The following is an 11,246-nucleotide window of genomic DNA, read 5'->3' as shown; positions in this document are numbered from 1 at the left end:
CGGAGGGGGTCATGACGCCAAGTGAGTACCCTCGAGCAGGCGCAAGGTTTGGTGCACGCCCTGCTGGAAAGCCATATTTCGCTGATAGTAGGTCCTGCCCTTCAGCCCCATCTGCAACAGGGCCTCGCTCGGCGTGTCCGCGAGCGCCGCGAGGGCTTCGGCCAAGGCCCCCGGATCGCTGGGCGCGACCACCAGCGCCCCCTCGGACTCGGTCAGAAGCTGCGCGGCCTCGCCGGCGAGACCTGCGGCAATGGGGCGGCCGCTTGCCAGATAGGCCTGGATTTTGGAAGGCAGGGTGATCTTGAACAGGGGATGGTCGGTCAGGTGCACCAGAAGGGCGTCGGCGCGGGCGAACACCTCGTTGATCTCGGTCTTGGCGATACGGGGATGGATTTCCAGGTTTCGCAAACCGAGCTCGCGCGCATAGGCGTTCAGCGCCGACGCTTCCAAGCCATCGCCGTAAAGCCGGATCAGGATATCCGGGCGATGATCCTGTAGGCGCGCAGCCGCCTGGAGCACCGTCTCAAGTCCCTGGGCCCGACCAAGGTTGCCGCCATAGACCACAACAAAGCGTCGGGGGACGAGGGGCGCTGGCAGGCCGGACTGACAGGGCTCGTTGTCGGCCCAATTGCGGATCGTGACCAAGCTTTCGGCCGACACACCGCGCGTGATCAGCACCCGCCGGATGCCTTCCGACTGCGCCACGATCGCGCTGGAGCGCCAGTGGACGAAGGCGCAGAGCCCTCCCACCAGACGCATCAGCAGAGGCCCTCCCGTCATGCCCGTGGCGGCGAGGCTGTCTGGCCAGAGGTCCTGGATGTCCAGCACGAACGGAAGCCGTCGCACCAGGCCGGAGAGCGCGGCGGCCAGTCCGACCGTGATGGGCGGGTGATAGACGTAGGCGAGATCAAAGCGATCGCGATGGACCAAGAGATAGGTCAGCACCGAAAGGAAGAAGGACAGATAGTTCAAGGACCGGCGAAACGCGGACGCGTCGTGGCTCGGATAAAGCGGCAGCCGCACGACCTCGACGCCCTCTATCCACTCGCGCTGAATCGGCTTCAGCCGATAGCCCGGATAGAGCCGGCCTGTCGGATAGTTCGGAAATCCAGTCACCACCGTGACCTCGTGCCCGGCGGCTTGGAGCGCGCGGGCGAACTTCAGGCCCTTGATGACATGGGATTCCGGCTCGAACCATTGGGTCAGGTACAGGATGCGCATGTTCAGCGCCGCCGTCCGGCTACGGGGTTGGTCGCAAACATGGTCAGCACGCCGCCCAACACCTGGGCCCTGTCGAGCCGACCCAGCGCCGCGCGGACGCTGGCGGCTGGGACCGACCTGCTCGCCACGACATAGATGACGCTCTCCACCGCCGAAGCGACGAGGGGGGCGTCGGCGAGGTCGATGACCGCCGGGCCGTCGATGATCACGTGGTCGAACCGGTTCTGTAGCGCTTGCACCAGCCGCGCCAGTCCGTCGCCGATCAGCAGGTCCGCAGGATTTGGCGCCCGGGCGCCGGCGGTGACCACCGACAGGCCTTTGAATTCGGTCGGGCGCAGGATGGTCTCGATGTCGTCGCCGTGCATCAGGAAATCACTGACGCCGGAAGTGTTCTTCAACCCGAAGGTGGCGTGAATCGACGGCGAGCGAAGGCTGGCGTCGACCAGGACCACGGTGCGCTGGGCCCGGGCAAGGCCCCGCGCCAGGGCCACGGCGGTCGTCGATTTCCCTTCCTTCGGCCGGGTGCTGAGGACGGCGAGGGAGTGGGACACGCCCTTCGAGGCCGCAAGTTTCAGATTGGCCGTAACGACGAGGTAGGACTCGGCAAGGGGGGACTGTGGGTCCCTCATGGCCTCCAGCGGCGTCTGCACCTTGAGTTTGGGCGCGACGCCCAACAGGGGCAAGCCGAGCTTTTCCAAACATTCCTCGGGCTCGGCCACCCCGTCTTCGAGCTTTTCCAGGACCGCGATGGCCGCGAGGGCTATAGCGCCGCCGGCCAGGGTGAACAGGAGAATGTTGATCGTGAGGTGCGGAGAGGAGGGCTTGCTCGGCAGCTTGGCCGCATCGACCACGGCGACATTGTTGTTGTCGGCGCTGCCCGCGACGCCGATTTCCTTGTAGCGCTGAAGCAGGCCTTCGTAGAGTTCGCGATTGGTCTCGGCATCGCGCTGGTAGATGTTGTACTGGATCGCGCGTTGGCGCTGGTCGGCGAGCGAACCTTTCAGGGCGTTGACCCGCTGGGTGAGCGCCTTCTCCCGCGAGGATGCAGCTTGGTAGGTTTGCTGCAACGCCGTGCGCACGCGGTTCTGTTCGCCTTGGATCGCCGTGTCGAGGGCCTCGACCTGCGCATGGGCCGCCTTGGTCGCGGGATCGCCGGCGGGGAGTTGCACCACCGCCTTGGCATAGTCGGCGGCGGCGTCGGCACGCTTGTCGCGCAGCAGGCCGATGGCTCGATAGTTCAGGGCGTCGGCGCTGGCGCCAGGCTGGTCGCTGGCCGCGGCCAGGCGACTGGCCGCCTGGATGCGCTCGGCGGCGGCCCCATTACGCGCGGAGTTTGTCGCGATGAGGTCGTCCGTGACCAACGACCGGGCTCGGTCGGGATCGGCGCCTGGGACCTTCGAATTGTCGCCGGTCGTGGGGAGGTCGATGATGCCTTGGGCCGCTGCGTAGTCCGCGGCCCGGCGCTCGGAACTCTCCAGCTTCTCGCGAAGCTGATCGATCCGGGTCTCCAGATATCGGCGGGCGTAGTCGGACCCTTCCCGCCGGCGCTCCAGGGTGCTGGCGATGAAATCCTCGCTCCAACGCTGAGCGAGCTTTGCCGACAACTCCGGTGACGGGGTCGTCGCCGCGACGTCCACCAGGCTGGAGCCGTGCGTGGGGGCCACGACGACGTGAGCCAGCAGGATCAGGCCGGCGGCCTCGGTACGCTTGACGTGGTTCGCCGCTCCCGAAGTCTCCGCGAATGCATCGCTCTTACCGAACATCTTGAAGAAGGCCGGATCGTCGATCACGCCGATGTCGCGAGCCACGCGCTCGGCGAGGGATTGCGTACGCATCAGACCATATTGGGTTTGGTAGAATTCTTGGTCGCCGATGGAAACGTCGCGCGAGATGGCGCCGATGTTTACGACCTGCGCCGTCTCTCGTGAGATTTGCAGCCGTTCGGTCGAGGTGTACTGGTGATGCGTAAGCAAGGTGACGACGACACCCAGTACGGCGCCGCTGGCAACGCCGCCGATGAACACCCAGCGCCAGCGGAGAACGATGTGCAGAAGCCGTTTCAGGGAGAGCGGACGCCCAGGCCCTCGATCCTCAATGAGGCCAGAGGACGTCGCCAAGGTGACGGCGCCTGACGCCACACGCAGCATCTGCGGCGAAATGCTATTCATCAGATGGGCTCCGGGAGGGGCGGGCCAACGCCGGCTTGCTTCGGGGGGAATGAGATCGAGGCCCTGCCTGAACAGGGCCGCCCCAGATCCGAGCTGCTCTTCGCGCGTGGCGTACCGCGACCATTGAATTCCCTCGGACGCCACTTCGGCGGTTCCCGGGTCAGTTCCAACCTTCGGCCTGGGAGTTCAAAAGCGCGGCTGCCTTCCACGCCGCGGCGGCGGCGAGCGTCGATCTCCGGCTCGCATGAACCTGAAGCCTCTGGAACGAGACTAACGGTATCGGGCGCCGATCAACGCCGCGCCGGCGCCCAAAGGCCGAGAACCGATGCCAAAACGTGCCCCTGGCGCTTCAATTCCGTCGGGCGTGGGTGCGGAGAGCGCGGCGTTGATCGGCGCCTTTCTGGCCTTCGCCCGCTGGCGCGCCGCGGCGGCGGCGGCGCTGATCGCCCTCGGGTCCGTCTTCGACGGTCTGGGCCTGCTGTTCCTGGTGCCGGTGTTGGGTCTGGTGATGGGACCGCAATCCAGCCCAGGCGGCGGCCGGTTGGCGCGCCTCGTCGAGACCCTCGTTGGCGACTATCCCCCCGCCTGGCGGCTGCTGATCCTGCTTTCAGTCTTCGCGGCGCTTATGCTGGTCAGGGCCTGTGTACTGCAGCTGCGTGACCGGGCGACAGAGGTCCTGCAGCTGGAGTTTGTCGAGCACGTCCGGCTGCGCTTTGTGCGTCGGCTCGCTTCGGCGGGCTGGCCGGCGGTGGCGGGGGCCAATCATGCGCGCGTCCTGCAGGCGCTGAGCGTCGAAATCCACCAGGTCGGCGTCGCCTCGGGTGCGGGGCTGCTGGCCGCCGTCGCCCTGGCCATGTTGGTCGGCCATTGCATCCTGGCCCTGGTTCTGGCCCCCCTGGCCGGGCTGGTGGCGATCGTCTTCGCCATAGGCGCGGGCATGATCAGCCGACTTTACGTCAACCGTTCCAAGGCCCTGGGCCGGACGATCATCGAAGCCCATGTCGGCATGGCTGAGGGGGCCACGGCCTTCATGGGCGGTCTCAAGCTCGCACTCGCCCAAAGCCTGGAGGGACGCTTTGTGGCCGGCTACGCGGCCGCTGCAGCCAGTTCGGTCCGGGATCGGGTGCAATTCCAGGCGTTGCAGTCCACCCTCAGGAGTTTGACATCGGGCGGTGCGGCCCTGGCGGGGGCGTTGACCCTGTTCGTCGGCGTGGAGGTCTTCCACCTCTCCGCGCCCATACTGATCACCCTGCTCGTGGTGCTTTCGCGCATGGGCGCCCTGGCCGCGACGGTCCAGCATGGGGTCCAGCAGATCGTGCACAGCCTGCCGGGGTACACGGCGATCCTGACCGTCGAGGCCGAGCTTGCACCGGGCGAGCGGGCGTCCGCCGCCCTGATCTCAGCGCCCTCCTCGTCGAACGGGGACGCGGCGCTGGCGTTCGTCGGGGTGGACTACAGTCATGATCCAGCGAGTGGTCGCAGGCCGGAGCTGCTCCGGGCGAGCCTCGCGATCCGCACCGGCGCCTTCGTCGGCGTCGTGGGACCGTCGGGCGTGGGCAAGACCACCCTCCTCGATCTCGCCGCCGGCCTCCTGAGTCCACAATCAGGCGCCGTCTACGCCTTTGGACAAAGGCTCTGCGGTGAAGTTCTGACCCGACATCGCGAGCGGCTAGCCTACGTCGCCCAGGACCCTTTCCTGTTCAACGATACGGTCAGGGCCAATCTCGCCTGGTCAGCCCCGGGGCGGTCCGACGCCGACATGATGGAGGCCCTGGAAGCCGTTGGGGTGCGGCGTCTGTTGGAGCGCCTGGCGCAAGGGCTCGATACGCGCATTGGGCACCGGGGCGCACTCCTCTCCGCCGGAGAGCGGCAGCGGCTGGCCTTGGCGGGCGCGCTTCTGCGCCGACCTCGCCTATTCCTGCTGGACGAGGCGACCAACGCCATCGACGTGGCGGGCGAGGAGGCTATCCTGAGGGCCATCGCGGCCCTGCGGCCGCAAGCCACCATACTGATGGTCGCGCATCGGGCGGAGAGCCTGCGCTTCTGCGACGAACTCCTGGAACTACCGGACCTGGTGTTCAGCTCGACGACGCGCTCAAACCATTGAAATCGAAGCGTCGTTCCAGCAAGCCGTAACGCTTGCCGACGTCTTCGGGCAGGGCGTCACGCCTCCCGCCAGACCGTGCGCCGGACGTAGTCTGTGTAGGACAGGATGATCCGGACGACCTTGTCCGACACGTCCGGCGCCGCGTAGTCGGCCGGCAGGTGCACCGTACGCGTCCCGCCTCGTGCGGCTTCGAAGCGGCCCTGGCTCTCCAAGATCTCCAGCCCCTGCAGCACGCGCTCGGGATCGAGCCCGGTCATCATGACCACAGCCTCTTCCATCGCCTCGGGCCGTTCATGGGCCTCGCGCAGGTTCAGGGCCGGGAAGTTCAGGATCGCCGACTCCTCGCTGATGGTGCCGCTGTCCGACAGCACCGCGCGGGCGCGCAATTGCAGGGCGTTGTAGTCGAGAAAGCCAAAGGGCTTCAGCAGCTGCACCCGGGGATCGAAGGTCAGGCCCAGGGCGTCGATACGCTTGCGTGTGCGGGGATGGGTGCTGACCACGACAGGCTCGTCATAGCGCGCTGCGACGGCGGCGAGGGTCTGGACCAGCCGCGTGATCTGGCGGTCGCTGTCCACGTTCTCCTCGCGGTGACAGCTCACCAGCAGGAAGCGGCCCTCTACCAGGCCCAGGCGCGACAGCACGTCCGACGCTTCGATGGCTGCCCGCTGATGGTTCAGGACCTCGAACATCGGGCTGCCGGTCTTGATCACCCGGTCGGGAGGGAAGCCCTCGGCCAGCAGGTATTCGCGTGCGATCGAGGAGTAGGGCAGGTTGATATCAGACGTGTGGTCGACGATGCGCCTGTTGATCTCTTCGGGCACGCGCTGGTCGAAGCAGCGGTTGCCGGCCTCCATGTGGAAGATGGGGATACGCCGCCGCTTGGCCGGGATCACCGCCAGCGCGCTATTGGTGTCGCCGAGCACCAAAACCGCATCCGGTTGTTCCGCCGCCAGAACCCGGTCGACCGCAACGATGACCTGACCGATGGTCTCCGCCGCCGAGACGCCGGCGGCGTCCAGGACGTGATCGGGCGCGCGCAGACCGAGATCGCGAAAGAAGACGGCGTTGAGTTCGTCGTCATAGTTCTGGCCGGTGTGGACCACCACGTGCTCGGTCGTGCGATCGAGCGCCGCCATCACCCGCGACAGCCGGATGATTTCCGGCCGCGTGCCGAGGATGGTCATGACCTTGAGTTTGCGGCCGATCACAGCGTCATCGCCACGGTGTCGGGTCGCTCGCGGTCGAATACCTCATTGGCCCAGATCACAGAGACCATCATGCCGTCGCCCACATTGGTCACGTCGTGGGTCCAGCCGGGCACGGTCTCCACCACCATCGGACGCTCGGCCGAGGTGCGAATCTCGTGAGCGTCGCCACTTACGATGTGACGGAAGCGGAACAGGGCCTCACCGTGCACGATCAGAAACTTCTCGACCTTGCTGTGGTGGTAGTGGCCGCCGCGGGTCACGCCGGGATGCGCCGTGAAATATGAAAATTGGCCGCTGGCGGGCGTCTTGAGCATCTCGGTGAAGCTGCCGCGCGCATCGGTATGGGCTGCCAGCGGATAGCTGAACTCCTCGGCCGGCAGGGCGGCGACGAAGGTGGCGTAGAGCGCACGCTCCAGGCCGGAGCCCACGGAGCCGACCCGCCCCGACGCGCGGCCAGAGGCGAACCCTCGGACCAGGCTCTCGACCTCGCCCACCGTCGTCTGATGGATCGCGCCGGTCTCCACCATGCCGCTTTGGGTCGGCGGCGCCGCAACAAGGGCGCGCCATTGATCGATCAGGTCGTCGACATAGAGCAGCATCAGGGGAGCCGCCGGATCGTCCACTCGGATCGGGAGGCCGCGCGCCAGGTTATGGCAGAAGGTGGCGACCACCGAGTTGTAGTTCGGCCGCGCCCATTTGCCGAACACGCAGGGCAGGCGGCAAACCGCGACCGTCGCCCGTCCGTCGCGCGAGAGGTCGAGGAGCGTTTCCTCGATGGCGCGCTTGTTGCGGCCGTAGTCGGTGTCGTCGCCGGCGCGGATCGAAGAGCTAACGATCACCAGCGGCCGCCGTCCGCTCCGGGCGATCGCATCGGCGACCCGACGGGTATAGGCCTCCGTGCGGGTGAACTCGGTCGGATCGGTCGGGCGGATCGCCCCGGCCAGGTGGAAGACCACGTCGGCCGCCGCAATCATCCGGTCCTCGTCTTCGGGAGACGTCTCGCGCGTGAGTGGAAGCACGCGAGCGTCGGTCTCGCCGAGACGGACGACGAGGTTGCGGCCGAGGAATCCTGCAGCTCCCGTCACCACGGCTGTACTTGTATTAGGCAGCATCTGCGAGGTCTCCCGCAATGAAGGCGCGAACATATGGCAGTTTCTGCAGGATATCCGCCATCTCCGTCACACTGAGTTGGCGCGTGTTGTCGGAATTGAAATCGCCAGCGCGTGAGACCTTGATCTCGCCCGTGCTTATGTAAGCGTCGTAGTTCAAATCGCGATTGTCAGGAGCGATGCGGAAATACTCGCCGTGATCTTCAGCAAAGGCCATTTCCTCGCGGCTGAGCAGGGTCTCGAACCGCTTCTCCCCGTGGCGCGTGCCGATCACGCGCACCGGATGGTCGGGCCGGCCCATCACCAGCAGCACGGCGCGGGCCAGCCGCTCCAGAGTCACCGCCGCGGCCCTTTGGACGAACAGGTCCCCGTTCTCACCATGCTCGAAGGCGTAGAGGCAGAGTTTCACCGCCTCATCGAGCGTCATGACGAAGCGCGTCATCCCGGGGTCGGTCAGGGTGATCGGCTGGCCTCGCCGCACCTGGGTCATGAACAGGGGCACCACCGACCCGCGCGAGGCCAGCACATTGCCGTAGCGGGTCCCGGCGATAACCGTGCCGCAGCCCGCCGCCTCGCGGGCCTTGGCCACCATCACCTTCTCCATCAAGGCCTTGGACATGCCCATGGCGTTGATCGGGTAGACCGCCTTGTCGGTGGACAGGCAGACCACGCGCTTGACGCCGTTGCGGATGGCGGCGTCCAGCACATTGTTGGCGCCGAGCACATTGATGCTCACCGCCTCCACCGGATGGAATTCGCAGGACGGGACCTGCTTCAGGGCGGCGGCGTGATAGATGAAGTCGACGCCGCGGGTCAGGGCCTCCATGGCGCGGAAATCGCGAACGTCGGCCAGGTGGTATCTTATCCTCGGATCGCCGAAGCTCTGTCGCAGGTCGTCCTGCTTCTTCTCATCACGACTGACGATCCGGACCTCGGCGATAGGTAGGCTAAGGAAATGACGCAGGATGGTCGAGCCGAAGGAGCCGGTGCCCCCGGTGATCATCAGCGTCCGGCCAGTGAAGTCCTGCATGGCGTGTGCTGACAGCTTTCGCAGTTCCCGATGAACGGCTCCGGTCGGTGGGTACCGGCTCGCAGCGGAGCCGTTCATCGGGCTTTAAACTTTCGCGCAGCCGCGCCGCGCTCATTCGGCGTGGACGGACGTTTCGGAACGCCAGCCTCCACGCCGACGCTTGTCGCGGCGCGGTGCTCCTGAGACTGGGTTTCATGCGGACTACGGCTCAGGTCAGAGCGCCGACCCGTTTCTGGCTGCCCCAGGTCTGGCGACCGCTCAAGAAAACCGCCCAGCCCCAGATGGCGCCGATGTGGCGTAGGATCTGAAAGGTGAACGGCTCGATCAGGGAGGCGAGGAAGGCGTGGCCAAACGAGCCGGCGGACTTGTCGCCCAGCCAGCGGCGATACAGATAAAGCGCCCAGAGCTGGAAGGAGAAATCGACTAGGATCTTGGCCCCGATCACGCCACCCACGGGCGCGAGCACCGAAAGCCTGCCTTGGGCCAGGTAAGTGCACAGCAGCACGAAGGCGGTGAGGCCGTATACCGGCTGCAAGGTGTCGATGGCTTTGACCGGCAGCATCGCCAGGCCCAGCGCGCCGTAGCGCCGGTTTCCGACCATGTCGCGATACCAGTACTGGGTCTGTAGGAAGCCGCCGAACCAGCGCCGCCGCTGGCGCAGGAAGGCGAGCGGCGTGCTCGGGGCCTCGGTCTGCGCCTGGGCTCCCCCCAGCACCCGGGTGGTCCAGCTCCGCCCATGCAGGACGCCGTAGCGTTTCAGCCGATGGATCAGCTCGTAGTCCTCCACCAGGCAATCCGGATCGAAGCCCCCTACCTCCAGGGCGGCGGCGCGGCGGAAGCCCGCGAAGGCGCCGGAGATCAGCAACAGGCTGTTCAGCCGCATCCAGGCGTAACGCGACAGGAAGTTGCGGATATACTCGTAGGTCTGGAACCATTCGAACACACGCCCGGAAGGGGTGTTGGCGCACACCGGGGTCAAGATGCCGGTTGCGGCCACCAAGTTGGGCTCGGTGGCGAAGGCTTGGCGCACCACGGCGATTGCGTCGGCCTGCAGTAGGGTGTCGGCGTCCACGGTCAGGACGATGTCCTCGTCCAGCAGGGGGAGGGCGGTATTCATCGCCCGCGCCTTGCCGCCGCCGGCCAACCTCAGCCAGTGGATCTTCGGGTGGCTGGTCTCGATCGTGCCCAGCGGCGGCGGCCTAAGGCCATAGAGCTTAGCCAGCACTTCCGGCGTGGCGTCGGTCGAGCCATCATCGACGATCAGAATGCGATCCGGGGGCTCGGACTGGGAGAGCAGCGCCGATAGCGTCGCCGGCAGCACCAGCGCTTCGTTCTTGGCGGCCACGATCACAGCCAGCGACACCTTCGAGCCGCTCCTGGGGGAGGGGGTGCGGCGCACGAGCAGGGGCAGCGTCAGGCAGAAGGTGAGGACTAGCAACAGGGTGTCGTAGGCGACGTACAACAGCCCGGCGGACCAGACGAACACGCCGTGCAGTCCAAACGGCGCGCCCAGCAGCAAAACCCAGAGGACCAGCACCCCCATGTGGATGGCGCGGCTGGCCAGAGGCGTGGGCGGCGGCGAGCGGCGCGGCGACTGGGCGGTCAGCGCCTTGCCCAGGCTGTCTTCGGGCTGGCCGGGGACGGCGCGGGCGAATTGTTGGAGGTCTGCCATGAGGTGTTCCGGTTGGAAGATCGGGCGAGAGCGGGCGAACGGCGGGCTGGGAGGACCGTCGTTTCAATCCCGGCTTCGCGATTGGGCAGGCTCAGGGATGCTTGCCCGGCAGCATGCGCTGGAGTTCCGGCTCCCTGTCGATCCACTGGTGCTTCAGGGCTGCGGCGACGTGCAGGCCGAACAGGGCGTAGAGTACGTAGGCCAGCGCCTTGTGGACGGCGAACAGCAGGTCGTGGAAGTGCTCCTTGGGAACTGCAGGCAGATGGGCGATCTGCGGGATGCGAGGCCAGGGGGCGAGCCAGAACAGCTTCATCGGGTGGGTCGGGCCGTCCTTCCAGGCCGAATCGTGTAGCCACCCCGACAGCGGGATGGCGAAGATCAGGACGTACAGGGCGATATGGGCGGCATGGGCGGCCTTGCGCTCCCAGCGCGGATAATCGTCCGGCAATGGCGGCGCCGGATGCGTGGCCCGCCATAGGAGGCGCATGATCGCCAGACCAAGAACGGTGATGCCGATCGACTTGTGGGTGTCGATGGCCGGCCGTACCCAATCCTGCGGCCACTTGTCCGCGAACCAGACTAGGATCAGGTTGATCGCGATCAGGATCGCGATGGCCCAATGCAGGACCATCGCCATGCCTGTGTAGCGAGCGGTTGAGCGGGACGTCATCGCGCGTCTCCATCCGTGGTCGTCATGCGATCCATCTTTGTCTTTCGGCGCCGGGATACTG

Annotated in this window: 8 protein-coding genes; 1 reads left to right on the top strand and 7 read right to left on the bottom strand. The window is 66.5% G+C overall.

The window, feature by feature from the left end:
• Positions 1–9 precede the first annotated feature (9 nt).
• Entirely contained in the window at positions 10–1,221 is a 1,212-nt protein-coding gene (locus GSQ87_RS09645) for a glycosyltransferase family 4 protein (protein WP_158915252.1), read from the bottom strand.
• A gap of 2 nt (positions 1,222–1,223) precedes the next feature.
• Positions 1,224–3,389, bottom strand: coding sequence for a polysaccharide biosynthesis tyrosine autokinase (locus GSQ87_RS09640; RefSeq protein ID WP_158915251.1), 2,166 nt, complete (start codon positions 3,387–3,389; stop codon positions 1,224–1,226).
• 385 nt (positions 3,390–3,774) lie between these two features.
• On the opposite strand from GSQ87_RS09640, the gene GSQ87_RS09635 reads away from it, so the two are divergent.
• Positions 3,775–5,496: an ABC transporter ATP-binding protein gene (locus GSQ87_RS09635; protein WP_158915250.1), complete on the top strand. Its 1,722-nt coding sequence runs from the start codon at positions 3,775–3,777 to the stop codon at positions 5,494–5,496.
• 56 nt (positions 5,497–5,552) lie between these two features.
• On the opposite strand, the gene wecB is transcribed toward GSQ87_RS09635, so the two are convergent.
• The 5 genes from wecB to GSQ87_RS09610 form a co-directional block, all read right to left on the bottom strand.
• The gene (wecB, locus tag GSQ87_RS09630) at positions 5,553–6,704 is read right to left on the bottom strand and encodes a non-hydrolyzing UDP-N-acetylglucosamine 2-epimerase (RefSeq protein ID WP_254062858.1); all 1,152 of its coding nucleotides are present in this window, start codon (positions 6,702–6,704) and stop codon (positions 5,553–5,555) included.
• Positions 6,701–7,816 carry an NAD-dependent epimerase/dehydratase family protein gene (locus GSQ87_RS09625; RefSeq protein WP_158915249.1) on the bottom strand — a complete coding sequence of 372 codons (1,116 nt, stop codon included), beginning with the start codon at positions 7,814–7,816 and terminating at the stop codon, positions 6,701–6,703. Before GSQ87_RS09625 ends, wecB begins: the two co-directional genes overlap by 4 nt.
• The gene (locus GSQ87_RS09620; RefSeq protein WP_158915248.1) at positions 7,806–8,843 is read right to left on the bottom strand and encodes a polysaccharide biosynthesis protein; all 1,038 of its coding nucleotides are present in this window, start codon (positions 8,841–8,843) and stop codon (positions 7,806–7,808) included. Before GSQ87_RS09620 ends, GSQ87_RS09625 begins: the two co-directional genes overlap by 11 nt.
• Positions 8,844–9,051: 208 nt before the next feature.
• The gene (locus tag GSQ87_RS09615) at positions 9,052–10,515 is read right to left on the bottom strand and encodes a glycosyltransferase family 2 protein (protein WP_158915247.1); all 1,464 of its coding nucleotides are present in this window, start codon (positions 10,513–10,515) and stop codon (positions 9,052–9,054) included.
• Between the two features lie 91 nt (positions 10,516–10,606).
• Positions 10,607–11,185 carry a cytochrome b gene (locus tag GSQ87_RS09610; protein ID WP_158915246.1) on the bottom strand — a complete coding sequence of 193 codons (579 nt, stop codon included), beginning with the start codon at positions 11,183–11,185 and terminating at the stop codon, positions 10,607–10,609.
• Positions 11,186–11,246: the final 61 nt, after the last annotated feature.

The organism is Caulobacter sp. S45 (assembly GCF_009765965.1).
Lineage (GTDB): Bacteria > Pseudomonadota > Alphaproteobacteria > Caulobacterales > Caulobacteraceae > CAHJWH01.
The sequence above is the reverse complement of the archived record's forward strand: the minus strand, read 5'-3'. Positions and strand labels throughout refer to the sequence as shown.

Excerpts from the sequence above, each read along its gene's own strand:
- GSQ87_RS09645 (WP_158915252.1), bottom strand. The coding sequence starts at position 1,221 with ATGCGCATCCTGTACCTGACCCAATGGTTCGAGCCGGAATCCCATGTC.
- GSQ87_RS09640 (WP_158915251.1), bottom strand. The coding sequence starts at position 3,389 with ATGAATAGCATTTCGCCGCAGATGCTGCGTGTGGCGTCAGGCGCCGTC.
- GSQ87_RS09625 (WP_158915249.1), bottom strand. The coding sequence starts at position 7,816 with ATGCTGCCTAATACAAGTACAGCCGTGGTGACGGGAGCTGCAGGATTC.
- GSQ87_RS09620 (WP_158915248.1), bottom strand. The coding sequence starts at position 8,843 with ATGCAGGACTTCACTGGCCGGACGCTGATGATCACCGGGGGCACCGGC.
- GSQ87_RS09615 (WP_158915247.1), bottom strand. The coding sequence starts at position 10,515 with ATGGCAGACCTCCAACAATTCGCCCGCGCCGTCCCCGGCCAGCCCGAA.
- GSQ87_RS09610 (WP_158915246.1), bottom strand. The coding sequence starts at position 11,185 with ATGACGTCCCGCTCAACCGCTCGCTACACAGGCATGGCGATGGTCCTG.